Below are 25,257 nucleotides of genomic sequence, written 5' to 3'. Positions count from 1 at the left end.
CGGCGGGCGGGATCCGTCCGTTCACTCCTCGTCGCCCCGCCACGCCGTCACGGCCGTGCCGTGTCCCCGGTCGCCGTCTGCTGCGCCGCGGCGGCGACCGCCGCCTGCTTGGCGGCCTCCGCCTCGCGCAGCGCCTGGCGGCGTTCGGCGTACGCCTCGGCGCCCTTGCTGGGCTTGCGACGCCGCGGCGGTGCGGTGACGCCGGGAGCGAGCTTACGCGCGGACACCAGGAAGGCGGTGTGCGCGATCATGCGGTGGTCCGGTCGCACGGCCAGGCCCTCGGCGTGCCAGTCGCGCACCAGCGACTCCCAGGCCCGCGGCTCGGTCCAGCCGCCACGCTCGCGCAACGCCTCGACCAGCTCGGACAGCTGGGGGGTGGTGGCGACATAGCCGATGAACACGCCGCCGGGCACCAGCGCCCGCTCGACCATGTCGAGGGTCTCCCACGGGGTGAGCATGTCGAGGATGATCCGGTCGAAGCCGGTCTCGGCGCAGCCGGCGACGTCGCCGACGTGCAGGTGCCACGCCGGGTGCGGCCCGTTGAAGAACGCCTCGACGTTGCGCCGGGCGATCTGGGCGAAGTCGTCGCGGACCTCGAACGAGTGCAGCTCGCCCTCGGTGCCGACCGCGCGCAGCAGCGAGCAGGACAGCGCGCCGGAGCCGGCGCCGGCCTCCAGGACCTTGGCGCCGGGGAAGATGTCGCCCATGGCGACGATCTGTGCGGAGTCCTTCGGGTAGATCACCTGGGCGCCGCGCGGCATGGAGAGCACGTAGTCCGACAGCAGCGGCCGCAGGGCCAGGAACGCCGTGCCGCCGCCGGTGGTGGTGACCACGCTGCCGTCGGGCAGGCCGATCAGCGCGTCGTGCTCCAGGATGCCGCGGTGGGTGTGGAACGCCTTGCCCGGCTCCAGGGTGACCGTGTGCATCCGCCCCTTGGGGTCGGTCAGCTGCACCCGGTCGCCGGGCCGGAACGGGCCGCGGTGCACGGGGGGCAGCGCCGGGGTGTCGGCGGGCACCGGGGTGCCCGGGTCGGCCGGGGCGGCGGTGGGAGTCGCGGTCACGTGTTCATCTTCCGTTGAGGTTCGAGGAGCCGAGCCAGATCCGTGATGTGCAGGATGCCGACGACATCTTCGCCTGAGGTCACCACGTACTGTGCGCCCGGGTGGGTCTGCACGGTCTGCATCACGCGTTCCCCGTCGAGCCCCACCGGCATGGTGGGCAGGTCGGGCAGGGATCGGGCGACCGCGTCGACGGCCAACCAGGGGCGGCGTTCCGCGGGTACGGCCTCGGCCTCGGCCGGATCGACCAGGGCGACCGGCCGTCCGGCGCTGTCGGTGACCACGAGGGCGGCGCCCGGGGTGTCGCCGTCGGCGCGTCGACGCTGCGCCTCGGCCAGCGGGGTGCCGGTGGGCACGGCGAACACGGGTCGGGCGAGCCGGGACAGGTCGATCAGTGGGAAGCGGCGGCTGATCCGGGCCATCCGGATCGACTGCCCGGCGCCGCGCCACAGGGTGAACGCCACGAGCAGCGTCAGTGGCAGCGCCAGTGGCGCCAGGTCGCGGGTGAGGGTGAGGGTGAGCAGGACGACCAGCGCGGCGGTGCCGACGGCCACGGCACGGCCCACCCAGCCGGCGACCTCGGTGCCGCGGTGCCGGTCGCGGGTGAGCGCCCAGACCGCCGCCCGCAGCGCCCGGCCGCCGTCGAGCGGCAGGCCGGGCAGCATGTTGAACAGCGCGATGATGACGTTGCTCACGGCGAGCTGGAACGCGAGCTGGTTGGCCAGGGTGCCGTCGGGCAGGGCGAGGGTGGCGGCCACCGCGAGCACGCCGAGCACGGCGGAGACGGCCGGTCCGGCGAGCGACACCAGCAGGTCGATCCGGGGTGTCGGGGCGTCGCGGTCCATCTCGGTGTAGCCGCCGAGCAGTTCCAGGGTGATCCCGCGCACACCGATGCCGTAGCGGCGGGCGGTGAGGGCGTGGCCGAGCTCGTGCAGGAGCACCGAGCCGAGCAGGGACACCACGAAGCCGAAGCCGATCAGGTACCCGGCGAGCTGGGACAGGTCGAGCTCGCGGCGGGCGAACTCGGCGTAGAGCACGGTCACCAGCAGGGTGAGCAGCACCATCGAGCCGTTGAGGTGCAGCGGCACCCCGAACACCCGGCCCGCCCTCAGGCCGCCCCGCGGGCCGGCCGGTCGGCGCGGTCGCCTCGTCTGCTCCACCGGATCGATGCTACGCGGCGGAGATCATGCGCCGGCGCGGCGACGGGACCCTGCGACGGCGCCGCGGGGGTCATGCGTCCACGCCGCGACGCGATCGTGCGCGGTGCGGCGACGGCGGCGTGTCACACCGGTGTCCTAACCTTCCGGACATGACGGCGCAACCGGTGACCACGCAGCAGTCCACGCCCCCGGCCGAGGTCCCGGCGACGGTGCGGGCCTCGCTGTCGCCGTCGCGGGCGGCCGATTTCAAGACCTGCCCGCTGCTCTACCGGTTCCGCAGCATCGACCGGCTGCCCGAGCGGCCCACGATGGAGCAGGCCCGGGGCACCCTGGTGCACGCGGTGCTGGAACGGCTGTTCGACCTGCCGGCCGTCGGGCGCACCCCGTCGGCCGCGGGCGATCTGGTGGCCCCGCAGTGGGACCGGCTGGTCACCGAGCAGCCGGAGCTGGCGGCGCTGTTCGCCGACGGCGACTCCGCGGCGGCGGCCGAGTTCCTCCGCTCCGCCGCCGGGCTGCTCGAGGGCTACTTCGCGGTGGAGGACCCGCGCCGGCTGGAGCCGGCCGAGCGGGAGAGTCTGATCTCGGCGGTGGTCGACGAGGAGCTGTTGATCCGGGGCTACGTCGACCGGCTCGACGTGGCCCCCGACGGGGCACTGCGGGTGGTCGACTACAAGACCGGCGGCGCGCCGCGGGAGGCGTTCGAGGCCCGGGCGTTGTTCCAGCTCAAGTTCTACGCGCTGGTGCTCTGGCGCACCCGGGGCGTGGTCCCCCGGGTGCTGCGGCTGCTCTACCTCAAGGACGCGGAGGTCTGCGACTACGCCCCGGACGCCGACGAGCTGCTGCGCTTCGAGCGCACGGTGGTGGCGTTGTGGCGGGCGATCGAGCAGGCGACCGCCCAGCAGGACTTCCGCCCCCGGCCGAGCCGGCTCTGCGACTGGTGCAGCCACCAGGCGCTCTGCCCGACCTTCGGGGGCACGCCGCCGCCCTTTCCGGTCGTGGCGGCGCCGGACCCGCTGCGCGACGCCCGGTCGCACCCGACGCCGCCGGGCACCGACGAGTGACCCGCGTGACCCCGCCCGGCCGGCGTCAGGGTGCCCGGCGTCGGCGGGGATGAGCGGGCCTCCTCCTGAGGAAGGAGGCCCGGCTCACCGCCGGCGACGATCAGACGGGCGCGACGGCGGCTAGCGTCGACGGCATGACTTCGGCCCCCCGGGCGTGGCTGCGCCGGCACCCTCTCGCCGCGGACGCGCTGCTCGCCTGCGGGCTCGTGCTGGTGGAGGTGCTGCTCACGGCGCTGGCTCCGCGCGAGTACTGGCCGGGGCGCCTGCTGGCGGCGCTGGGCTGGAGTGTGGTGTGCGCCGCGCCGGTGGCGTGGCGACGGGTGGCCCCGTGGGCGGCGGTCGGGATGGCGGTGGCGACGCTGGCGGTGCCCCTCCTGCTCGGCCCGGCGCCGACCACGCAGGGCATGACCTTCATGGTGCTCACCTACACGATGGCCGTCGCCGGGCCGCTGCGCACGGGGGTCGTGGCGGCGCTGACGCTGTGGATCCCGGTCGGCGTCACCAGCGTCCTCACCCCGCCGCCCGACGAACTGCTGGCCAACGTCAGTCCCGCCTATCTGGTGCTGAACAACCTGCTGGTCGGGGCGGTGTCGTACTCGGTGGGACGCGTCGTGCACGCCCGTCGTACCTCCACGGAGGCGCTGCGGGAGCGGGCCCGGGCGGCTGAGGAGAACCAGCGCTCGCTGGCCGAGCGGGCGGTCGCCGACGAGCGCCGGCGCATCGCCCGGGAGCTGCACGACGTGGTCGCCCACCATGTCAGCGTGATGGGGGTGCTGGCCACGGGCGCCCGTCGGGTGCTGCCCAAGGATCCGGGCGCGGCCGACGGGGCGATCGCCACCATCGAGGAGACCAGCCGGGCGACGCTGCGGGAGATGCGCCGGCTGCTCGACGTGCTGCGTACCGACGCCGAGCCGGCCGCCGACCTGGCCCCGCAGCCGGGTCTCGCCGGCATCGAGGTGTTGGTGGAGCAGGTGCGGGAGGCCGGCCTGCCGGTGACCCTGCGGGTCGAGGGCGACCCGGGGCCGCTGGAGGAGGGGGTGGCGCTGACGCTCTACCGGATCACCCAGGAGGCGCTGACCAACACGCTCAAGCACGCCGGGACGGCCACCGCCGAGGTGCTGTTGGGCTTCGACGGGGACACGGTCGACGTGGAGATCGTCGACACCGGGCGCGGCCCCGGGCCGGACGGCGACCGCATCGGACACGGCCTGGTCGGCATGCGGGAGCGGGTCGCCCTCTACGGTGGTGTCCTGCGCACCGGGGCCCGCCCGGGCGGAGGCTTCCGGGTGTCGGCGCGGATCCCGGTGGAACCCCGGGGCGCGGCGGCGTGAGCGAGAATCGGGACGGGGGAACCAGGTGACCGACGCGACGGTGCCGGCGCGACCGGTACGCATCCTGCTCGCCGACGACCAGCCGCTGCTGCGTACCGGCTTCCGGATGGTGCTGGGCACGGAGGACGACCTGGACATCGTGGCCGAGGCCGCCGACGGTCTGGAGGCGGTGGAGTTGTCCCGTCGGCTGCTGCCCGACGTGGTGCTGATGGACATCCGGATGCCGCGGATGGACGGGGTCGCGGCGACCCGGGCGATCGTCGACGCCCGGCTGCCCGTGCGGGTGCTGATCCTGACCACCTTCGACCTCGACGAGTACGTGGTGGGCGCACTGCGGGCCGGGGCGAGCGGCTTCCTGGCCAAGGACGTGCCGGCCGACGACCTGGTGGCCGCGATCCGCACGGTGGCCGCCGGGGACGCGGTGGTGGCGCCACGGATCCTGCGGCGCCTGTTGGACCGCTTCGCCGACGCGCTGCCCGATCCCGCGGCCATCCCGCCCCGGACGCTGAACGCGCTGACCGAGCGGGAGCGCGAGGTCCTCGTGCAGGTGGCCCGCGGGCTGTCCAACGCCGAGATCGCGCGGGCGTTGTCGGTCAGCGAGACCACCATCAAGACGCATGTCGGACACGTGCTGACGAAGCTGGGGCTGCGCGACCGGGTGCAGGCGGTGGTGCTGGCGTACGAGTCGGGCCTGGTGCGCCCGCGGGCGTAGCACCTCGTCGCCGACGGCGCGGGCGGCGTACCCGGGGATGCGCCGCGACACGGCGGCGCGGTTGCCGCCGTCACCTACCGTGACCGCAGACGTCGTCGCGTGGTTGACCCTGACGCGGCGTCACTGTGCAGGATCGGTCGAGGCCGGCGCGAGGCGTCCTCGGGCGGTCGCCCACTCAGGGGCAACCCTGAGGGGGCACTGGGGGGCACCCGCAGCGCGAAATCCGCCACGGCTCCGACCGGAGTCGGACGGATCGGCGCCGGCGGGCACGGATGATGGGACTGCCGCGCCGGACCAGCGGGGGCGGCGCGGACGAAGACAGACGGAAGAGGTAGATGACGTGACCGCGACGGTAGGCCGGCATGAGCAGGCCGCGGCCCGGGCGAGCGACGTGTGGAAGGTGTACGGCAGCGGCGAGGCGCAGGTCGTCGCGCTGCGGGGGGTCAGCGCGGAGTTCGAACGGGGCCGGTTCACGGCGATCATGGGGCCTTCGGGCTCGGGCAAGTCGACGCTGATGCACTGCCTCGCGGGCCTGGACTCGGTGACCCGGGGCACGGTGTCGATCGGTGACACGCAGGTCACCGGCCTCGGTGACGCGGGCCTGACGAAGCTGCGCCGCGACAAGGTCGGCTTCATCTTCCAGCAGTTCAACCTGCTGCCGACGTTGACGGCGAAGGAGAACATCCTGCTGCCGCTGTCGATCGCCGGGCGCAAGGCGGACCCGGCCTGGTACGACACCGTCATCGCCACGGTCGGGCTGCGCGACCGGCTGGACCACCGGCCGGCGCAGCTCTCCGGCGGCCAGCAGCAGCGGGTGGCGTGTGCCCGGGCACTGGTGGCCCGGCCCGAGGTGATCTTCGCCGACGAGCCGACCGGCAACCTGGACTCGCGGGCCGGCGCGGAGGTGCTCAACTTCCTGCGCAACTCGGTACGCGAGCACGGGCAGACCATCGTGATGGTCACCCACGACCCGACCGCCGCCGCGTACGCCGACCGGGTGGTCTTCCTCGCCGACGGGCAGATCGTCTCGGAGCTGATCGAGCCGACCGCCGACACGGTGCTGGACACCATGAAGAAGCTGGACGCTCCGGTCGAGGTGGCACCCTGATGTTCCGCGCGACCCTGAAGAGCCTGCTGGCGCGCAAGGTCCGGCTGATCCTCTCCGGCCTGGCCGTGGTGCTGGGCGTCATGTTCGTCTCCGGCGCGTTCGTGCTGACCGACACCCTCGGCCGCTCGTTCGACGCGATCTTCGCCGACGCGTACGAGGGCGTGGACGTCAACGTCGCCGCCAAGCCGAAGATCGACGTCGGCGAGGCGGAGGGCATGCCGGTGGCCGCGCCCGTGCCGGCGGCGACCCTCGACAAGGTCCGGGCGGTGCCCGGCGTGGCCGAGGCCACCGGTGTGGTCGGCGTCGACGGGGCGCGGCTGATCGGTGCCAACGGCAAGGTGGTCGCCTCGTTCGGGCCGCCCCAGCTGGGTGAGAACTGGACCGGCGAGAGCGACCTGGTGCAGCTGCGCGAGGGGCGGGCCCCGCAGGCCGACGACGAGATCGTCGTCAACAGGGCGCTCGCGACCGCCGGCAAGGTGAAGGTCGGCGACCGGGTCGGCGTGCTGACCCTGCAGCCCAAGCAGGAGTTCACCATCGTCGGCGTGTTCGGCTACAGCGGCGGCCGGGACTCGATCGGTGGCGCCAACGAGATCATGTTCACCACGCCGGTCGCGCAGAAGCTGATGCTCGGCGCACCGAACACCTTCAGCAACATCTCCGTCACCGCCGCCAGCGGGACGTCGGACGAGGCGCTGCGCGACGCCGTGGCCGCCGCGGTGGGCGCCGACTTCGAGGTCAAGACCGGTGCGCAACTGTCCGAGGACGCGGCGGCCGGCATGAAGGAGGCGCTGTCCTTCTTCAACCGGATCCTGCTGGGCTTCGCCGCGGTGGCGCTGCTGGTGGGCACCTTCCTGATCCTCAACACCTTCTCGATCATCGTGGCGCAGCGCACCCGGGAACTGGCGCTGATGCGCGCCGTCGGGGCCAGCGGCCGGCAGATCATCGGGTCGGTGGTGCTGGAGGCCGTCGCGGTGGGGCTGGTCGCCTCGGTGCTGGGCCTCGGCGCGGGCATCGGCATCGGCGCGCTGCTGGCGTACCTGTTCAGCACGTTCGCCGGCGGGCTGACCCTGGCGGGGATCGGCGTGCCGCTGTCCGCCGTCATCGGCGCGTTCGCCGTCGGCCTCGTGATCACCGTGGTGGCGGCGCTGCTGCCGGCGCTGCGGGCGTCGCGGATCCCGCCGATCGCGGCGATGCAGGACGTGGCCACCCCCGACCGCCCGCTGACCAGGATCACCGTGGCCGGGGCGATCGTCACGGCCGTGGGCGGCGCGCTGCTGGCCCTGGGGCTCACCGGCAACGCCGGGGGCAACACGCTGGCCACCATCCTCGGCGGGGTGCTGTTCGCCTTCATCGGCGTGGCCCTGCTGACGCCGCTGATCAGCCGGCCGGTGGTGAGCCTGCTCGGCGCGCTCTTCGCCTGGTCGGTGCCGGGCAAGCTGGGCCGGCTCAACTCCGGGCGCAACCCGCGTCGCACCGCCATCACCGCCGCCGCGCTGATGGTCGGCATCGCCCTGGTCACCGGGGTGACGGTGATCCTGGACTCGGCGAAGAGCAGCATCGGCGGCCTCGCCCAGGACAACCTCAAGGCGGAGCTGGTGATCGCCGGGGCGCAGAGCGGCCCCCGGCCGCCGAGCTTCGACCCGGCCGTGCTGGAGAAGGCGGCCGCGATCCCCGGGGTGCGCCTGGCCGACGGCGAGTACGGCGACCTGGCGCTGGTCGGCGGCCGACGCACCTGGGTCGCGGCGAGCAGTGACGTCGCCGCGCTGCGGCAGATCTTCGGGGCCGAACCCACCGCCGGGAACATCGACCGGCTGGCGCCGGACGAGATGCTGGTCAGCTCCGACACCGCGACGGCGCGCGGCCTCACGGTGGGTTCGAAGGTGCCGGTGCAGACGTCGCGGGGCGAGGCACGGACGTACACCGTGACCGGCATCTACGCCAGCTCCCAGCTGACCAACCCGGTGGTGCTGCCGGCCGAGGCGGCGCGCGACTTCGCCATCCCGCAGCCGATCCAGGGCTTCGTCCAGCTGGCGCCGGGCACCCGGGTGGCCGACGTGCAGCCGCAGATCGAGGCGCTGCTGGCCGACTCCCCCGAGGTGTCGGTGGCCGACCGGGAGGCGTTCGTCGAGCAGCAGACCGGTCAGCTCGACGGACTGCTCACGATGATCCAGATCCTGCTGGCGCTGGCCATCGTGATCGCCGTGCTCGGCATCATCAACACCCTGGCGCTGTCGGTGCTGGAGCGCACCCGGGAGCTGGGGCTGCTGCGGGCCATCGGTCTGCGCCGGTCGCAGACCATGCGGATGATCACCGTGGAGGCGGTGGTGATCTCCGTGTTCGGCGCGCTGCTCGGCGTCGTCGTCGGCGCCGGTCTCGGCGCGGCCGTGGTCGAGGCGCTGCGGGACGAGGGGATCACCGACCTGGTGCTGCCCTGGACCCAGATGGGGATCTTCCTCGGCCTCGCCGCGATCGTCGGGGTGGTCGCCGCGGCGCTCCCGGCGGTGCGGGCCGCCCGGATCAACGTGCTCGGCGCCATCGCCCACGACTGATCCGACGCGCGATGAGGGGCTCCGCCGGTCCGGCGGGGCCCCTCGTCGCGTCAGGCGTCGGTCGGCGGCGCGCCGAGCAGGGCCGCCAGCAGTTCCAGGTCCGCGCCGGTCAGGCTCTCCATCTGGTGTACGCCGTCCAGCGGCCCGATCGGCACCTCCGCCGGTACGGCCAGCACCGCCGCGCCGGCGGCGAGCGCGCTGGCCACCCCCGTCGGCGAATCCTCGATCGCCACGCAGCGGGAGATCGGCACCCCGAGCAGCCGGGCGGCGGTCAGGTACGGCTCCGGATGCGGCTTTGCGGCGTCGACCTCGTCGCCGCAGACGATGGCGTCGAAGCTGTCGCGCCCGAGGGTGTCCAGCGCCACCTCGACCAGCGGCCGGCCGCTGGACGTCACCAACGCCGTCGGGATGCCCGCCGCCCGCACGGCCCGCAGCAGGTTCAGTGCGCCGGGGCGCCAGCGCAGCCCGGTGCGGAACAGCTCCAGGATCCGGGCGTTGATCCACGCCGCGCTGTCCTCGGGATCGCGGCCCGGCTGGCCGAGGTCGTCGTGCAGGATCCGCATCGACGCGGCCATGCTGGTGCCGACCATCGCCCTGCGGGCGGGGCCGGACAGGGTGCCGCCGTACTCCGCCGCCAACTCGCGCAGCGCGACGTCCCACAGCTTCTCGCTGTCGACCAGGGTGCCGTCCATGTCGAAGAGCACGGCGGCCAGGTGGTGGCTGTTCAGCGGGTCCTCCCTCGGGTGCGTACCCGGGGATCCTCTCAGCCGCCGCGGCGGCGGCGCGCGCCCCGGTGCCGCGGGGTGAGCTGGCCGACGGGTTGCGCCCGCGCGCGAGACTCGGGGGCAACCGGCCGCCGGCACGGCGGTCCTCGCACGGAGGTCGCCATGCGCGTCCGATCCCTGGTCTCCCGCTGCACCGTGGTCCTGCTCGCCGCCGTCGTCGCGATCTGGCCGGCGGGGCCGGCCGCCGCGGCGAGCCTGCCGCTCGATCGGTGCTACGACCTGGAGACCCCCCAGCACGAGGATGAGCGGGACTGGTTCGCGCCGGGCAACGTGCACACCACGTGGCCCTCGCCGGTGGGCATGGTCGACCGGGACGTGTTCCGGGTGTCGGCCATGGGCAAGGTCCGCATCGACCACTGGGGCACCCAGAAGTCGATCGCCGGCGAGCCGCCGCTGGCCGGCAGCGGCTGGCCCGCGCCGGACGCCCCCCGGTACGCGCTGATCGCCAAGGTGACGTCGGGGTCCATGCTGGTGCTGAGCACCGGGCTGTTCTACGGCTCGGGCCGGTGGTTCCCGGTCGGCGCCGGGAGCGGCTGCATGCTCTACTACAACGCCGGTGAACCGTCGCGGCTGGTCTTCTCCTTCAACGACCCGAACCTCGGCGACAACGGCGGCGGCGCGGCGGTGTGGGTGCGGCAGTGGTGGAACTAGCGTTGCCCGGCGGGCTCAGGTGAGGTCGCAGGCGCCGAGGGAGCGCTCGTAGCCGCGGAAGAACGACTCGGTGCGCTGCTCGGCGGTGCCGTGCGCGCCCTCGGCGAACCACGGCTGGTCGGGGGCGTCGCCGACGGCCAGCAGCCCCTCGCGGAACTCCTCCAGGTCGCCGTCGTCGAGCTTGAGCGCCTTCGAGCGCACCGAGTCGCCGAGGTACGCCCCGGCCATGCAGTCGGCCTGCAACTCCTGCTGGATGGTGTACGAGTAGCGGATGCCGAGCCGGGCCTGGATGCCGTGCGCGTACTCGTGGCCGAGCAGGTAGAACACGAACGCGTCGCCGACCTGACGGAAGGCGCCCACCGACCAGTTCACGTCGTAGGCGATGAAGTCGCCGGCCGAGCAGTAGACGGCGTTGTTGCGCGGTAGCGGCTGCCGGCCGCACGACACCTCGCCGGCCCGCCGGTAGGGGATGATCCGGCGGATCGGCCGGAACCGCTCACCGGAGGCCCGGAACTGCTCGGCCCAGTACCGCTCGGCGATGGTCCTCGCGTCGTTGACGTCCTGCTGGAACTCCTCGACGCTGGTGGTGCCGTCGGCCCGGGTCTGCGAAGCGCCCGGCGAGGTCGGGGCGTCGGGCCGCGGCGGGGCGGGCTCCCCTGCCTCTGGTTCGGACACTCCACCGACCACACACCCGGCCGAAGCGACGAGGGCCACCAGCAGGCCGGCAAGCAGGCGTCGCGGCCGGCGTTCCCCACGCGTCGTCACAGTGCCCTCCCCGGCGTCGGCGTTGCGGTCCTGTACCCCGGCCCCGACCCGCTCATGCCACGGGCGGTGGGGCCTGCCTGACGGCGGCCAGAAGCGGGCGGCGGCGGGCGGTGGCCAGCGGCTCGCGGTGGTCAGCGGCTCGCGGTGGTCAGCGGCTCGCGGTGGTCAGCGGCTCGCGGTGCGGGAACCGACGGCGGTCAGGGGCTGGCGGCGAGGAAGACGAAGGCGGCGAGCAGCACCAGGTGCACGCCGCCCTGGAGCACGGTGGCCCGCCCTGGCACCACGGTCAGCACGCTGGTGACGACGGTGAGGGCGAGCAGGGTGACCTGGGTGCCGCCGAGGCCGAGCAGCAGCGGCCCCTCCAGCCAGATCGAGGCGAGCGCGATCGCCGGGATGGTCAGCCCGATGCTGGCCATGGCCGAGCCCAGGGCCAGGTTCAGGCTGATCTGCACGCGGTCGCGGCGGGCGGCCCGGGCGGCGGCGATCGTCTCGGGCAGCAGCACCAGCAACGCGATGACCACACCGACGAACGACGGAGGCAGGTTCACCGCGGCGACGGCCGACTCGATCGCCGGGGACACCGACTTGGCGTCGCCGACCACGGCGACCAGCGCCACCAGCAACAGACCGAGGCTGAGCAGGGCGGCCCGGTCCGACGGCGGCTCGGCGTGCCCGCCGGTCTCGAGCACCCGCCCCTGGCTGTTGACGGGCAGGAAGTAGTCGCGGTGGCGGCCGGTCTGCACCATGACGAACAGGCCGTAGAGGGCGAGCGAGACCACGGCGGCGAAGGCGAGCTGCGCCGGGGTGAACTGCGGGCCCGGCCGGCTGGTGGTGAAGGTCGGCACCACGAGGCTCAGCGCGGCGAGGGTCGTCACGGTGGCCAACGCCCCGCCGGTGCCCGCGGAATTGAACACCACGACCCTGCGGCGCAGTGCCCCGATCAGCAGCGACAGCCCGAGGATGCCGTTGCAGGTGATCATGACGGCGGCGAAGACCGTGTCACGCGCGAGGGACTGCGTCTTCTCGCCACCGCTGATCATGAGCGTGACGATCAGGGCGACCTCGATGACGGTGACGGCCACCGCCAGCACGAGCGACCCGTACGGCTCCCCCACCCTGTGGGCCACCACCTCGGCGTGGTGCACGGCGGCCAGCACCGCGCCCGCCAGCAACACGGCCACCACCACCACGATGGGACCGGACAGCGCACGCCCCCAGGTCAGGATCAACACCAGGATCGCCAGCAGCGGGACGACGACGGTCCAGTCGGTCAAGCGCGGACGGAACGGCACGGCCATTCCTCAACCCTGTCAGAACGGACGATCACCCGAGCGCGGACCGGCGGGACCGGGTACGCGACGAGGGACGACAGGTCGCGTACGGCAACCAGGGCCCGAGCGCCGGCCGGTAGGCGGCCTCCGCGTACTCCGCGCGGCTGGCCTCGCCGCCGTACGCGAGGCGCGCGTGGGCGCGGATCCGCGCGGCGGGGGTCGCCTGGTCGAACGGCACGTCGAGGGCGGCGGGCATCGCGTCCTCGACCCGGCCGGCCACGTGGTCGACGATCGCCAGCAGGAGGGCGTCGCGGGTCGGAAGGTGCGGCCCGGCCGGAAAGCCGATCGGGCGCGCCGCGGTCCCCGGGAGGGCGGTGCCGCGCGGACCGGCCCGGACAGGCGTAGGCTGGGGTCATCCCGGAAACGACGACATCCCACTCCTGAGGTGCCCGCCACGCCGGCTCCGCCCGCGGGCATGCGACGTCCGATCCGCCGCAATCGATTCGCGGCGGCACGACCCACCGTCCGGGACAGACCTTCCACCTTTCGACGGCCCCGGTGCCGTCGGCGCCCGCGCTCGACCCACGGCGGCGACGTTCACGCAGGCGTACGGCCGCACGGCCCCCGCCCGCACCCTTGCGGTGACGCCGGCGGTTGAGCGGGGCATCCACGTTGCGACCGGACGGATCGGCGCACCGGGCGCCTGCCCGGCGCAGGACGCGACCTGACGCACGACCCCACCGTTACGCCGCGGTCACGGCGATGAGGACCGACATGACGCCACCGACCCACGCTCTCGCTCCCCCATCGCCGCCGTCGACGCCGCGCCTGCGGATCGAACCGACCCGTGCCACGCGTACGCTGCTCGACGGCGGCTGGTGGCCCCGCTCGACCGACCCGATCGCCGAGCTGCCCGGCCTCGTCCTCGCCATCGACCTGCTGCACGGGCCGATCGTCCGCCTGGTCCTCAACGCCGACGTCTGGGACGGCAACCCCCGACGCCTCGCCGTGGACGGCAGGGTGGTGCGGGTGGGCTACTTCGCCAGCCAGCCCGCCAGCCTGCTGACCGCGATCTGCCGCAACGACGACCGGGTCGACCTGCTGGTCGTCCCGCCGGAGACTCCGGTCGGCCTGGCCGAGGCGGCGATGGCGCTCGCCGTCACCGCCGGCAACCTGGTCCGTTCCCCGCACCTGCTCGCCGCCGCGGGCACCGCACCCGACGCGCGTACCGGCAGCGCCGACAGGCACACCTGGGAGGGCGAGGGCGGCCGTCTCCGCACCGACCCGGGCGCCCCTGCCCTCGTCGCTTCCCACCCGGCCGACGCCGGACCCTCCGGTGTGCCGGCGCCGACAGCGCCCCCTGGGCAGCGGCGCACCGGCAGCCTTGCGACCATCACCACCGAGGAGCAGGTCATGACGATCCCCCGGCACACGATCGTGGCCGCGCTGCGTCGACGCGGCCAGCACACCAGGGCGGACTGGGTCGAGCGGGAGCTGCCGCCGCAGGTCGACACCAACCGGCATGCCGGGCTGCTCGCGACCCTGCGTCTCGACATCACCGGACTGGACGGGTCGACGGTGCGGTGAGAGTGGCCCTGCTGGGTCCGGTGGCCTGGCGGACACCGCCGCGCCACTACGGTCCGTGGGAACAGGTGACCGGCCTGCTGGCCGAAGGCCTCGTCGCGCGCGGCGTCGAGGTGACGCTCTTCGCCACGTTGGACTCGATCACCTCCGCCGCTCTCGACGGTGTCTGCCCACGCGGCTACGCCGAGGACCACGGCATGGACGGGCGGATCTGGGAGGCCATGCACGTCTCCCACGCGCTGACCCGCTCCGCCGAGTTCGACCTCGTGCACAGCCATCTCGACTGGCTGCCGCTGGCCTTCGCCGAGCACTGCGCCGCCCCGCTGCTGACCACCGTGCACGGCTTCTCCGGGGCGGGGATCCTGCCGGCGTACGAGAAGGGCCGCTCGGCCTACGTCTCCATCTCCGACGCCGACCGGGTCCGCGGGCTCGACTACCTCGCCACCGTCTACCACGGCGTCGACCTGGACGGGCTGCCGTTCACCCCGGATCCCGGCCGCGGCCTGGTGGCCTTCGGCCGGATCCATCCCGACAAGGGCACCCACACCGCCATCGAGATCGCCCGGCGCGCCGGCCGACCGCTGACCATCTGCGGCATCGTGCAGGACGAGCGGTACTTCAGCGAGCAGGTCGCGCCGCACGTCGACGGCGAGCGCGTCACCTTCCTCGGCCCCGTGGGCCCGCACCGTCGCGGCGAGGTCCTGGGCGCCGCCGCCGCGCTGCTGCACCCCGTCGCCTTCGAGGAGCCGTTCGGCCTGTCCGTGGTGGAGTCGATGGTCTGCGGTACGCCGGTCGTGGCGTACGCCCGCGGGTCGATGCCCGAGGTGGTCGACGAGGGGGTGACGGGGCTGCTCGTGCGAAGCGTCGAGCAGGCCGTCGAGGCGGTCGGGCGGGTGACGTCGATCGACCGGGCCGCCTGCCGGGCACGGGCCCGGCACCGCTTCGGCGCCGACCGGATGGTCGACGACTACCTGGCCGTCTACGACGAGCTCACCGGTCGACCCGACCGCTGACATCCTCCAGGCGCCCACGATCCGCCACGAATCCGGCTCCCACCCGATCCGGGTTCGCCGCCGGCCCCACCGTCGCTGACGCGGCGGTCGCCGGTGAACCCGTTCCGTCGGCCGTCCACGCCGCCGACGCGCCGTTACCCCGCCAGGCCCGCCCCGTACCTCGGTGGCGGCCGACAACCGGAAGGCACGGCACCTGATGTCCACCCGTTACGGCTTCCTGAGCACCCACCCGCCAACCCGATGTGGGCTGGCCACCTTCAACTCGGCCCTCGCTGCCCATCTCACCGCCGGCGGACCGCCCGGCGGCGTCGTACGGGTCACCGCCCCCGGTGACGACCCGCGCCCGGAACCCTCCGTCGTGCACACCTGGTCGACGCGGAACGCGGCCGGTTGGCGGGGCGCCGCCGCGGCGCTAAACGCCTTCGACGTGGCGGTCGTGCAGCACGAGTACGGCATCTACCCGGGCACCGACGGTGAGGACGTCCTGCCGTTGCTGCGCCGGCTCACCGTGCCGAGCATCGTGGTCCTGCACACCGTGCTGCGTCAGCCCTCGGCCCGGCAGAAGACGCTGCTGGAGCAGATCGTGGCCACCGCCGGCGCGGTCGTCACGATGACCGGCACCGCCCACGACCGGCTGATCGTCGGCTACGCCGTGGACCCGGCGAAGGTGTCGGTGATCCCGCACGGCGCCGCCGAACCGGTGGGGGCACCCACCCTGCGGCGGACCCGCCCGCACCTGCTCACCTGGGGGCTGCTCGGGCCCGGCAAGGGCGTCGAGTGGGCGTTGCGGGCACTGGCCCGGTTGCAGGACCTGGACCCGACCCCCACGTACACCATCGCCGGCCGGACGCACCCGAAGGTGATCGCGCACCAGGGTGAGGCGTACCGGGCCGGCCTGCACCGTCTCGGCGCCGAACTCGGCGTCGCGCACGCGGTGGACTACCAGGCCGCGTACCACGACCACGCCACCCTCGGGGCGCTCGTGCGCTCCGCCGACGTGGTGGTGCTGCCCTACGACTCGACCGAACAGGTGACCTCCGGCGTGCTGACCGAAGCGGTGGCCGCCGGCGTCCCCGTCGTCGCCACGCCCTTCCCGCACGCCGTAGAGCTGCTCACCGGCGGACCCGGGCTGGTCGTACCCCATCGGGACCCGGCGGCGCTGGCGGCCGCGATCCGGCGGATCCTCACCGAACCCGGCCTGGCCGCGAATCTCGCCGGCCGCTCCCGGCCGATCGCTGCGGACCTGCGCTGGCCGGCGGTGGCGGCGCGGTACGAGACCCTGGCCGGGCGGCTCATCGCCGGTCGGTCGCCCACGGCCACCCCGGCAGCGGCGTGACCACGTCGCTCGACCGGGCCGGCGGCGGCCGGGGCGCCGGGATGCCGGTGCCCGCGCCGAGCTTCACCCACCTGGCCCGGCTCAGTGACGACACCGGGCTCTTCGAGCACGCCCGGCACGCCATCGTCCGTCGGGAACACGGCTACTGCACCGACGACGTTGCCCGGGGTCTGCTGGTGGCCAGCCGGGAGCCGGAGCCGTCCGCGCAGGTGCTCCGGCTTGCGGAGTGCTACCTGGCCTTCCTGACCCACGCCCAGGACGGTCGCGGCGCCTTCCACAACCGCCTCGGCCACGACCGTCGCTGGACCGACCAGCCCGGTCTCGGCGACTGGTGGGGGCGTGCGCTGTGGGGCCTGGGGACCGCTGCCGCCCGCCATCCCGCCGACTGGATCCGCACCGAGGCGCTCGTGGCCTTCAGCCGCGGCGCGGCCCGACGCTCGGCCGCGCCGCACGCCATGGCCTTCGCCGGGCTGGGCGCGGCCGAGGTGCTGCGCCGCCATCCCGGGCACGCCGTGGCGGGGGCATTGCTCGACGACGCCGCCGGGGCCGTCGGTCCGGGCGACCCCGATCCGCGCTGGCCGTGGCCGCACCAGCAGCTCCGCTACGCCAGTGCCGCCCTCGCGGAGGTCGTCATCGCCGCCGGCCACGCGCGGGACGACGCCGCGTTGCTCGCCGACGGGCTGCGGATGCTGGCCTGGTTGTGCGATGTGCAGGTGCGCGACGGTCGGCTCTCGGTGGTACCCGTCGGTGGCTGGCGACGCGACGGTGCTCGTGCGCGCCACGACCAGCAACCCATCGAGGTCGCCGCCCTCGCCGACGCGTGCGCGACCGCCGCCGCGATCACCGGCGACCCGGCCTGGAGGGTACGGCTCGGGCGGGCCGTCGGCTGGTTCCTGGGAGACAACGACCTCGGCATGGCCATGTGGGACCCGGCGACCGGCGGCGGCTACGACGGGCTCACCGCGCACGGCCCCAACTTCAACCAGGGCGCCGAGTCGACCCTGGCGCTGATCTCCACCCTGCAGCACGCCCGGCGGTGGTCGTGACCGAGGACCTCGCCACCCGCCAGGGCCTCACCCTCGCCCCCGATCCCCGGCGGGTCGTCGTCAAGCTCTTCGTCCCGGGAGAGGACGCCGCGCTGGCACGCACCCGCGCGCACGGCCTCGTCGACCGGATCGCCGGCCTCGACGCGGACGAGACGCGACTCCTTCTCCGACGGACCCTGCGCGACTTCGGCGACCGGCACCGCGACCTGGAGGGCACCTTCCGGCACCACTACGAACTCGTCCGGCACCGGGTCGCCCGCAGCCGACAGCTCTCCCCCACCGCGCGGCTGCTGGTCGGCGCCTACTTCAGCCACGAGTACGCCGTGGAGGCCGCCGCGCTGTGCAACCCGTCCATGGTGGCCCACCCCGACCAGTCCGCGCTGCGAGCGGGGCAACTGCGGGTGGCGGTCAGCCTGCGCCAGATCGGTGAGGGCCACCTCTCCTCGATCGGGTTCGCCAGCGCCGTGCTGGGGCCCGGGAGTCGCCTCGACGTGCAGCACCGGTCGGGACCGCTGGTCAGCGGCCGGCGTAGCCACGTCCGACACCGGCGGGACCTGCTCGCCGCCGGGCTACGCGAGGAGGGCTGGGACAACGAGGTCTGCGCCACCGTGCTGGCCGCCCTGCCGGAGCAGTACGACGAGGCGGGCTTCGAACGGGCACTCGCCGCGCTGCCCCCCGACCTGCTGTACCGCCACACCACGACCGACACCCTGGAACAGTTGCGCCGGCTCTCCGCGGCCAGCTACGCCGTCGCCTTCCCGACCGACACCCTCCTGCACGAGCGGGTGCTCTGGCCGGCCACCGCGACGGAGAGCAACGGCATGGAGGACGCCCGGTTCGTCCGGTTCGTCGACGACGCCGGCGTCCCGACGTACCAGGCGACGTACACCGCGTACGACGGCCGCCGGATCGCCGCCCGGAGGTTGGCCAGCGACGATCTGAGCCAGTTCCGGATCGACCCGATGCGCGGACCGGGTGCCCGGAACAAGGGGATGGCGCTCTTCCCCCGCACCGTCGACGGCCGGCAGTTGGCGCTCTGCCGCTCCGACGGCGAGACCATCGGCCTGACCGTCCTGGCCGACGACGGGACCTGGCAGGCCCCGGTGCCACTGCACGGCCCGCGCCGCAGCTGGGAGCTGATCCAGGTCGGCAACTGCGGGTCGCCCGTCGAGACGACGGCGGGCTGGTTGGTGTTCACCCACGGCGTCGGCCCGATGCGCCGCTACGCCATCGGGGCTCTGGTGCTCGATCCGCACCGTCCGGAGCGGGTGATCGCGGAGCTGCCCGGACCGCTGCTGGCCCCCGACGACACCGAACGCGAAGGGTACGTGCCCAACGTCGTCTACTCCTGCGGCGGCCTGCTCCACGACGGCCTGCTCTGGCTGCCGTACGGCGCCAGCGACGCCCGGGTCGGCTTCGCCACCGTACCCCTCGACGCGCTCGTGGAGGCCATGGTCGGGTACGCGTCCGGCTGAGCCGTACGGGCCCCGGCGGCCGGTGACCGGCCGCCGGGACCCACCCCCGTCAGGACTAGTTGGTCCTGCGGCGGTAGAGGAAGAGCAGGCTCGCGCCGGTGGCGACGGCGAGGCTGCCGAGGCCCGTCAGAACGGGCACCAGCGCACCCCCGCCGCTAGCACCGGTCACGGGCAACTGGGTGCGGCTCGGAGAGGGGGACCGGGTCGGCGTACCCGTGGGCTGTCCGGTCGGCGTGCCCGTCGGGGTGCCGGTCGGCGTGCCCGTGGGAGTGCCGGTCGGCGTGCCGGTGGGCGTCCCTGTCGGCGTCCCCGTCGGGGTGCCCGTCGGGGTGCCGGTCGGCGTGCCGGTCGGCGTGCCCGTGGGTTGGCCGGTCGGCGTGCCCGTGGGGGTGGTGGTCGGGCTTCCTGTCGGCTGGAGGCAGACGGGAGCGTTGATGGTGTTGGTGTCGAGGGTGACCGCACCGGTCCGGGCCAGGGCCCGGCCCTGCAGGGTCGCGCCGGTGTTCATGCTGATCGAGGCCTGGGCCAGGATGTTGCCGACGAATCGGGTGCCGGTGCCGAGCGTCGCCGAGCTGCCCACCTGCCAGTAGACGTTGCAGGGTGAGGCGCCGTTGATGAACACGACGCTGCTGTTGGCGGCGGTGACGAGGGTGGAGGCGATCTGGAAGATGAACACCGCCGCCGGGTCGCCCTGGCTGTTGAGCGTCAGCTGACCGGTCAGCTGCGCGGCGCCGATGCGGTACACCCCCGGGGTGAGCGTGGCGCCACCGAGTTCGGCCGGCAGGTTGGTGAACGGAGTCCGACCGGCGGCGTCGTTGTAGGCGGTCGTCAGGTCGTCCTTGGCCTGCAGAGCCACGGCGTCGCCGAGGTGGATCTCGCCGGCGACGATGCCCGGCGGGAAGCCAGGCGCGGTGTTGCCGGGGTAGACGCCCAGGCTCTGTGCCAGGAAGCTGGGACCGGTGTTGGTCACGGTGGAGCCGGCCAGCACGGAGAAGTTCGCCGCTGTGCCCAGGCCGACCGGCGCCTCGGCCGCGCGGGCACCGGTGCCACTGACGATCAGCACAGCGACGGCCGCAGTGACCGCGGCGACGGCCGCGAGCGCCGGCATCGCCGCGCGCCGGAGATGACGGATTCGGGTGACTGTCACGATGTAGCCCTCTCATGGCGCGTCTCCCGCCGCCGCGACAGCGGCAGGAGTCACACACCTGCAAATGGATGTATCGGACTTTCGCACAGATATGCCCTTAAAGGATTAAAACCACATAATCCTCGAACCGGCGGCCGCGGGCGGCACCCCGCCGCCGCCCGGCACACTCCCCACACGCCACGCGGTCGGCTGCCCCAACCGGGTCTAATGCGCCGAAACGCCCCCGCTGCCGTCGCGCTGTCCCCACGATGAGGACAGGAACGGACTCGGACTTGGAAAGGAGCAGTGCGGCATGAGGCGTCGACGTAGCAGGAGGGTGCCGCTGACGCAGGCGGCAGCGATGTCCCTGGCAGCGGTGGTGGCGGCGGCCGTCGTCGTACGAGCCCGGCGTCGCCGCGGCACGGGTGACGCGGCGAACGGTGCTCTCCCCGCCCCGCAGGAAGCGGTGTTCGCCGACGCGGGCACGGGCGGGGTGCCGGTCACCGACGGCATGCCCGGCCAGGACAGACGAACGGCGTCGCCGGCAGCCGCGACGCGGTGAGCTCGGGCGGCGCCTCCCAGCGACGGGCCGCGCGCCGCCACCGCCGTCGATCCTGACGCGCGCTGGCTGTCGCCGTCGTTCCTCCCGAAGGACCGCCTGCTCGACGACGTCGGCAGGCCGAGAACCCCACGTGCACGGAGCCGCGACCCATGAGCGATGCGACCCTCGACACCCATCGTCACGGCGGCAGTCAGTACGCGGAACTGTCGCGCCTCATCCGGCAGGCCGGCCTCCTCGATCGACGGCGCGCCTACTACGCGCTGCGCATGGGGGCGCTCGGCGCGTGCTACGTCGGCGCGTGGGCGCTGTTCGGGTGGCTCGGCGAGTCCTGGTGGCAGCTCGGCGTCGCGGCCGCCCTCGCGGTCGTCTTCGCCCAGGCCGGGTTCATCGGCCACGACGCCGGGCACCGCCAGATCTTCCGCACCCGCCGCGCCAACGACCTGGTCGGCCTGGTGCACGGCAACCTCCTGATCGGCCTCAGCTACGACTGGTGGGTCACCAAGCACAACCGTCATCACGCGCACCCGAACACCGAGGGCCACGACCCGGACATCGTCGTCCGGCCGCTGTCGTTCACCCCGGAGCAGGCGCGGCGGCAGCGGGGGCCGGGGGCGGTCGTGGCCCGCTACCAGGCGTATCTGTTCTTCCCGCTGCTGCTGCTGGAGGGCCTGCACCTGCACGTCGCCAGCGTCAGGGCCGTCGTCGGCCCGGGCCGCGTGAGGCGGCGTCCGGTGGAGGCGGCACTGCTGGCCCTGCACACCGTCGGCTATCTCGGGGCCGTGGTCCTCGTCCTGAGCCCGGCGCAGGCCGTCGCGTTCGTCCTCGTCAACCAGGGCCTGCTCGGCCTCTACCTCGGCAGCGCCTTCGCCCCCAACCACAAGGGCATGCCGATCCTCGCCGCCGACGACCGGGTCGACTACCTCCGACGCCAGGTGCTCACCTCCCGCAACGTACGCGGCAGCTGGTTCCTCGACGGCCTGCTCGGTGGCCTGAACTATCAGATCGAGCACCACCTCTTCCCCAACATGCCACGGCCCCACCTGCGGCGCGCCCGGCCGCTGGTCCGGCAGTTCTGCGCCGAGCACGCCATTCCCTACCACGAGACCAGCCTGACGGGTTCGTGGGCACAGGTGCTGAGGCACCTGCACGCCGTCGGGTCGGGTCGGGCGGTCGACGACGCCGCAGCGGGCTGAGGCACGGCCGGGAGGTGGGTGGCGGGCGGGTCGACGGGCGCGGGATGCGCCGGTGCCCGCGCGGTGCGTACAGTTCCGGGTCGGACTTGGCGTGGGCCGGGACGATCCGGCGCGGGAAACGGGACGAGACAGCGACGGCATGACGGCGGACAAAACTACGGACACCGGCCACGACGGCATCGACCGGAGCCAGCTGGAGACCTGTCTCAGTGTCTTCGAGGCGCTGGAGGACCTGCCTCCCGACCACCCCGACGTGGTGCGCGTGCAGCGGGCCACGGCGCGGCTCTACAAGGTGATCAAGCAGCGCCGGCGCGAGGAGCGTCGGGACGCCATCGCGGCGGCGGACCGCGCGGTGACGGCGGCCACCGCCACCGGCGCCCCGGGACGCATCGACGACGAGACCCAGGGGATACCACTCGCCTCCCCCACCGAGGGCACCACGGCGGGCTTCCTGCACAACCCACGCGGCTGCTACGTCTGCAAGCAGCGCTACCGCGAGGTGGACGCCTTCTACCACCAGCTCTGCCCCTCCTGCGCCGCGCTCAACCGCGAGCGCCGCGACGCGCGCACCGACCTGACCGGCCGGCGCGCGCTGCTCACCGGCGGCCGGGCGAAGATCGGCATGTACATCGCGCTGCGGCTGCTGCGCGACGGCGCGCACACCACGGTGACCACGCGGTTCCCGCACGACGCCGTACGCCGGTTCGCGGCGATGCCCGACAGCGGGGACTGGCTGCACCGCCTGCGGATCGTCGGGATCGACCTACGCGACCCCGCCCAGGTGATCGCGCTCGCCGACTCGGTCAGCGAGCAGGGCCCCCTCGACATCCTGATCAACAACGCGGCGCAGACCGTGCGGCGCAGCCCCGACGCGTACGCGCAGCTCGTCGCCGCGGAGACGGCGGCGCTGCCGGAGGGCCCCCTGCCGGAGATCGTCACGTTCGCCAAGCCGGCCGGCCGGGACGAGACGGCGGGCAGCCTGACCGCCTCGCCCCGGTCGACCCCGCTCACCCCGCACGCGCTCACCGCGCTCGCGCTGACCAGCGGCTCCGCCTCGCCGGAGCGGATCGCGGCGGCCACCGCCATCGACGCCGGCGGTCTGGTGCCGGACCTCGACCCGGTCAACAGCTGGGTCCAGCGGGTGCACGAGGTCGATCCGGTGGAGCTGCTGGAAGTGCAGCTGTGCAACGTGACGGCGCCGTTCGTGCTGGTCAGCCGGTTGCGTCCGGCGATGGCCGCGGCGCCGGCCCGTCGCAAGTACGTGGTGAACGTCTCGGCGATGGAGGGTCAGTTCGGGCGCGGGTACAAAGGGCCGGGACACCCGCACACCAACATGGCCAAGGCCGCGCTGAACATGCTGACCCGCACCAGCGCCGAGGAGATGCTGACCGACGGCATCCTGATGACCAGCGTCGACACCGGTTGGATCACCGACGAGCGGCCCCACCCGACGAAGATGCGGCTGGCGGACGCCGGTTTCCACGCCCCGCTGGACCTGGTCGACGGCGCTGCCCGGGTGTACGACCCGATCGTCCGCGGCGAGCAGGGCGAGGACCTCTACGGGTGCTTCCTCAAGGACTACGCGCCCTGCGCCTGGTAACCGGCACGTCACCAATCCGACACTATTGCCAACCCTCGATGCGTGTGTAAAAGTTCTTCACTGACTTCAACCTCGTGCAAGAAATCCTTCGAGGGGGACCGGGATGAGAAGGACCACCACCTGGCTGATGGGCCTCGCCACCGCGGCGGGGCTCACCGTCACGCTCGGCTCGGCGGCCGTCGCGGAACCGGCGCCGGCCGCACAGCCGCAGTCCGTGGTGGCGTCGGCGGTCGGTCCGCAGCCCGGCACCTTCGTCGGTAAGGGCTTCGACACCTGCGCCGCCCCGTCGCAGTCGGCGATGAACGCGTGGCGCGCCAGCTCGCCGTACCGCGCGGTGGGCATCTACATCAGCGGGGCCAGCCGCACCTGTGCGCAGCCCAACCTGACGGCGACCTGGGTCAGCAACCAGACCGCCAACGGTTGGCGACTCATCCCCATCGAGCTCGGCTACCAGGCGCCCTGCGGCACCCGCGCGCCGAAGATGTCCGGCGATCCCGGCACGGCGCGCTCGCAGGGCCGCACCGCCGCCGACAGCGCCGCCAACGCCGCGCGGGCGCTGGGCATCGGCGCCGGCAGCACCATCTACAACGACATCGAGCACTACCCCACGACCACGGCGTGCCGCGCGGCGGTGCTGTCGTTCCTGTCCGGGTGGGTCGAGCGGTTGCACACCCACGGCTACCTGGCCGGCATGTACTCCAGCGGCTCCTCCGGCATCAGGGACGTCTGCCTGGAATACCACAACACGAGCTACACCAGGCTGGACCAGATCTGGATCGCCTGGTGGAACGGCGTGGCCGACACCGACGCCGGCTCCTACTGCTCCGACGCCTACTACGCGAACCACCAGCGGCTGCACCAGTACGCCGGTGACGTGACGGAGACCTGGGGCGGCGTGACGATGAAGATCGACCGCAACTACCTGGACGTGAGCGCGTCCCCGCAGTCGCCGCCGCAGCAGTGGAGCACCACCGTCGACAACACCACGGCCGGCCGGTTCACGGCGAGCACCAACTGGAGCACCTCGGCGTACTCCGGCAGCCGGTACGGCACGGACTACCGGTACGCGAACCCGACCTCGGCCAGCGACGTCGCCTGGTACCGGGCGAACATCCCGGCGACGGGGAGCTACGAGATCTCGGTCTGGTACCCCGCCGACCCCGGATACAACAGCCAGACGCCGTACCTCGTCGCCACCGCCTCGGGCAACCAGTCGGTGACGGTCGACCAGCGCGTCAACGGCGGCCGGTGGGTGTCGATCGGCGTGTTCACGCTCGCGGCCGGCGACGGCAACAAGGTCGGGGTGAGCCGCTGGACCAGCGGCAGCGGCTACGTGGTCGCCGACGCGGTGCGGATCACCCGCGCCTGACCCGACGCCGCCGGGTCAACGCCGGTGGTCCGGGTAGTTCTCGCCCAGCTCGATCTCGGCCCGTACGGCGAACTCGCGCAGTCTGGTCATCGCCTCGGCCGGCCCGCCGGTGGCCTGCACCATGGCCGACTGGGCCAGGATGATCAGCGCCTCGACCGCCTCCTGCGGGCGGGGGTTGACCAGGGCCGCGACCTGGCCCATGTCGTCGTCGAAGTAGGCGAGCAGGATCCGGCTCGCCAGCCCGATGGTCCGGGCGGTGTCCCGCGACAGGTCGTCCGCACCGCCTGACGTCACGTTCCGCCCTCCCCCACGCCGCCGCGCACCCACGACAGCAACCCGGCCCCACCGCTGCGGGACGTCCACGCCCGTGCGGACACCCCCACTCTGCACGGTCCGCGCCACCTGCCCGGCCCCGCGCGCGTCGTGGGATCCGGCTGCCGCGCGACGCGGGCGGCCGGCCGCCTCGCCCGCGCGGCATGCGGCGCGACGCGTCCGCCGCGCG

23 protein-coding genes are annotated in these 25,257 nt (G+C 73.7%); 15 read left to right on the top strand and 8 right to left on the bottom strand.

The genetic code is table 11. The features are described 5' to 3' along the window. Positions 1–47: 47 nt before the first annotated feature. Both V6U77_RS10900 and V6U77_RS10895 read right to left on the bottom strand, forming a co-directional pair. On the bottom strand, positions 48–1,061 hold the full coding sequence (locus V6U77_RS10900; RefSeq protein WP_442934410.1) for a tRNA (adenine-N1)-methyltransferase: 1,014 nt from the start codon (positions 1,059–1,061) through the stop codon (positions 48–50). Next, a complete protein-coding gene (locus V6U77_RS10895; protein ID WP_334606214.1) occupies positions 1,058–2,155 on the bottom strand; it encodes a site-2 protease family protein in 1,098 nt (365 codons plus the stop codon). The genes V6U77_RS10900 and V6U77_RS10895 overlap by 4 nt, the downstream gene beginning before the upstream one ends. 212 nt (positions 2,156–2,367) lie before the next feature. On the opposite strand from V6U77_RS10895, the gene V6U77_RS10890 reads away from it, so the two are divergent. From V6U77_RS10890 to V6U77_RS10870, 5 genes are all read left to right on the top strand, one after another. Next, positions 2,368–3,279 carry a RecB family exonuclease gene (locus V6U77_RS10890; RefSeq protein WP_334606141.1) on the top strand — a complete coding sequence of 304 codons (912 nt, stop codon included), beginning with the start codon at positions 2,368–2,370 and terminating at the stop codon, positions 3,277–3,279. A 134-nt stretch (positions 3,280–3,413) separates the two neighbouring features. After that, positions 3,414–4,610, top strand: a complete 1,197-nt coding sequence (locus V6U77_RS10885) for a sensor histidine kinase (protein ID WP_334606140.1) — start codon at positions 3,414–3,416, stop codon at positions 4,608–4,610. Positions 4,611–4,635: 25 nt separating this feature from the next. Further along, positions 4,636–5,322 (top strand): response regulator transcription factor, encoded by a 687-nt coding sequence (locus tag V6U77_RS10880; protein WP_334606139.1) that lies wholly within the window; start codon positions 4,636–4,638, stop codon positions 5,320–5,322. Positions 5,323–5,662: 340 nt separating this feature from the next. Next, the gene (locus V6U77_RS10875; protein ID WP_334606138.1) at positions 5,663–6,430 is read left to right on the top strand and encodes an ABC transporter ATP-binding protein; all 768 of its coding nucleotides are present in this window, start codon (positions 5,663–5,665) and stop codon (positions 6,428–6,430) included. Beyond that, on the top strand, positions 6,430–8,979 hold the full coding sequence (locus V6U77_RS10870) for an ABC transporter permease (RefSeq protein WP_334606137.1): 2,550 nt from the start codon (positions 6,430–6,432) through the stop codon (positions 8,977–8,979). The genes V6U77_RS10875 and V6U77_RS10870 overlap by 1 nt, the downstream gene beginning before the upstream one ends. 50 nt (positions 8,980–9,029) lie before the next feature. Here the strand turns inward: V6U77_RS10870 and V6U77_RS10865 are convergent, their stop codons facing one another. Beyond that, positions 9,030–9,683 carry an HAD family hydrolase gene (locus V6U77_RS10865; protein ID WP_334606136.1) on the bottom strand — a complete coding sequence of 218 codons (654 nt, stop codon included), beginning with the start codon at positions 9,681–9,683 and terminating at the stop codon, positions 9,030–9,032. Positions 9,684–9,866: 183 nt separating this feature from the next. On the opposite strand from V6U77_RS10865, the gene V6U77_RS10860 reads away from it, so the two are divergent. Continuing rightward, complete coding sequence (locus tag V6U77_RS10860; RefSeq protein WP_334606135.1) at positions 9,867–10,415, top strand: hypothetical protein; 549 nt, start codon at positions 9,867–9,869, stop codon at positions 10,413–10,415. Positions 10,416–10,430: 15 nt separating this feature from the next. Here the strand turns inward: V6U77_RS10860 and V6U77_RS10855 are convergent, their stop codons facing one another. The 3 genes from V6U77_RS10855 to V6U77_RS10845 all read right to left on the bottom strand — a co-directional run bounded on the left by V6U77_RS10855 (position 10,431) and on the right by V6U77_RS10845 (position 12,731). Then, on the bottom strand, positions 10,431–11,315 hold the full coding sequence (locus V6U77_RS10855) for a neutral zinc metallopeptidase (RefSeq protein ID WP_334606213.1): 885 nt from the start codon (positions 11,313–11,315) through the stop codon (positions 10,431–10,433). Between the two features lie 62 nt (positions 11,316–11,377). Continuing rightward, complete coding sequence (locus V6U77_RS10850; protein ID WP_334606134.1) at positions 11,378–12,478, bottom strand: calcium:proton antiporter; 1,101 nt, start codon at positions 12,476–12,478, stop codon at positions 11,378–11,380. Positions 12,479–12,503: 25 nt separating this feature from the next. After that, positions 12,504–12,731, bottom strand: coding sequence for a hypothetical protein (locus V6U77_RS10845; RefSeq protein WP_334606133.1), 228 nt, complete (start codon positions 12,729–12,731; stop codon positions 12,504–12,506). A gap of 494 nt (positions 12,732–13,225) precedes the next feature. On the opposite strand from V6U77_RS10845, the gene V6U77_RS10840 reads away from it, so the two are divergent. The 5 genes from V6U77_RS10840 to V6U77_RS10820 all read left to right on the top strand — a co-directional run bounded on the left by V6U77_RS10840 (position 13,226) and on the right by V6U77_RS10820 (position 18,905). Beyond that, on the top strand, positions 13,226–14,038 hold the full coding sequence (locus V6U77_RS10840; RefSeq protein ID WP_334606132.1) for a DUF5994 family protein: 813 nt from the start codon (positions 13,226–13,228) through the stop codon (positions 14,036–14,038). Continuing rightward, entirely contained in the window at positions 14,035–15,048 is a 1,014-nt protein-coding gene (locus V6U77_RS10835; RefSeq protein ID WP_334606131.1) for a glycosyltransferase family 4 protein, read from the top strand. The genes V6U77_RS10840 and V6U77_RS10835 overlap by 4 nt, the downstream gene beginning before the upstream one ends. Positions 15,049–15,244: 196 nt before the next feature. Beyond that, entirely contained in the window at positions 15,245–16,384 is a 1,140-nt protein-coding gene (locus tag V6U77_RS10830; protein ID WP_334606130.1) for a glycosyltransferase, read from the top strand. Continuing rightward, the gene (locus tag V6U77_RS10825; protein WP_442934409.1) at positions 16,381–17,430 is read left to right on the top strand and encodes a glycosyltransferase; all 1,050 of its coding nucleotides are present in this window, start codon (positions 16,381–16,383) and stop codon (positions 17,428–17,430) included. Before V6U77_RS10830 ends, V6U77_RS10825 begins: the two co-directional genes overlap by 4 nt. Further along, positions 17,421–18,905 carry a glycosylase gene (locus V6U77_RS10820; protein WP_334606129.1) on the top strand — a complete coding sequence of 495 codons (1,485 nt, stop codon included), beginning with the start codon at positions 17,421–17,423 and terminating at the stop codon, positions 18,903–18,905. Before V6U77_RS10825 ends, V6U77_RS10820 begins: the two co-directional genes overlap by 10 nt. A gap of 55 nt (positions 18,906–18,960) precedes the next feature. Here V6U77_RS10820 and V6U77_RS10815 read toward each other — a convergent pair whose 3' ends face one another. Further along, entirely contained in the window at positions 18,961–20,052 is a 1,092-nt protein-coding gene (locus tag V6U77_RS10815; protein ID WP_334606128.1) for an ice-binding family protein, read from the bottom strand. Positions 20,053–20,344: 292 nt separating this feature from the next. Here V6U77_RS10815 and V6U77_RS10810 point away from each other — a divergent pair, with 292 nt between their 5' ends. The 4 genes from V6U77_RS10810 to V6U77_RS10795 all read left to right on the top strand — a co-directional run bounded on the left by V6U77_RS10810 (position 20,345) and on the right by V6U77_RS10795 (position 24,755). Further along, a complete protein-coding gene (locus V6U77_RS10810) occupies positions 20,345–20,593 on the top strand; it encodes a hypothetical protein (protein ID WP_334606127.1) in 249 nt (82 codons plus the stop codon). Between the two features lie 149 nt (positions 20,594–20,742). Continuing rightward, positions 20,743–21,786, top strand: coding sequence for a fatty acid desaturase family protein (locus V6U77_RS10805; protein WP_334606126.1), 1,044 nt, complete (start codon positions 20,743–20,745; stop codon positions 21,784–21,786). A gap of 139 nt (positions 21,787–21,925) precedes the next feature. Beyond that, positions 21,926–23,386 carry an SDR family NAD(P)-dependent oxidoreductase gene (locus V6U77_RS10800; protein ID WP_334606125.1) on the top strand — a complete coding sequence of 487 codons (1,461 nt, stop codon included), beginning with the start codon at positions 21,926–21,928 and terminating at the stop codon, positions 23,384–23,386. A 103-nt stretch (positions 23,387–23,489) separates the two neighbouring features. Further along, the gene (locus V6U77_RS10795) at positions 23,490–24,755 is read left to right on the top strand and encodes a glycoside hydrolase domain-containing protein (protein ID WP_334606124.1); all 1,266 of its coding nucleotides are present in this window, start codon (positions 23,490–23,492) and stop codon (positions 24,753–24,755) included. 15 nt (positions 24,756–24,770) lie between these two features. On the opposite strand, the gene V6U77_RS10790 is transcribed toward V6U77_RS10795, so the two are convergent. Then, entirely contained in the window at positions 24,771–25,049 is a 279-nt protein-coding gene (locus V6U77_RS10790) for a hypothetical protein (RefSeq protein ID WP_334606123.1), read from the bottom strand. Between the last annotated feature and the right edge of the window lie 208 nt (positions 25,050–25,257).

It is taken from the genome of Micromonospora sp. CPCC 205546, from assembly GCF_036902715.1.
In the GTDB taxonomy this organism is placed as follows: Bacteria; Actinomycetota; Actinomycetes; order Mycobacteriales; family Micromonosporaceae; genus Micromonospora.
Note: the sequence above shows the minus strand (reverse complement) of the source record. Positions and strands in the feature narration are given on the sequence as shown.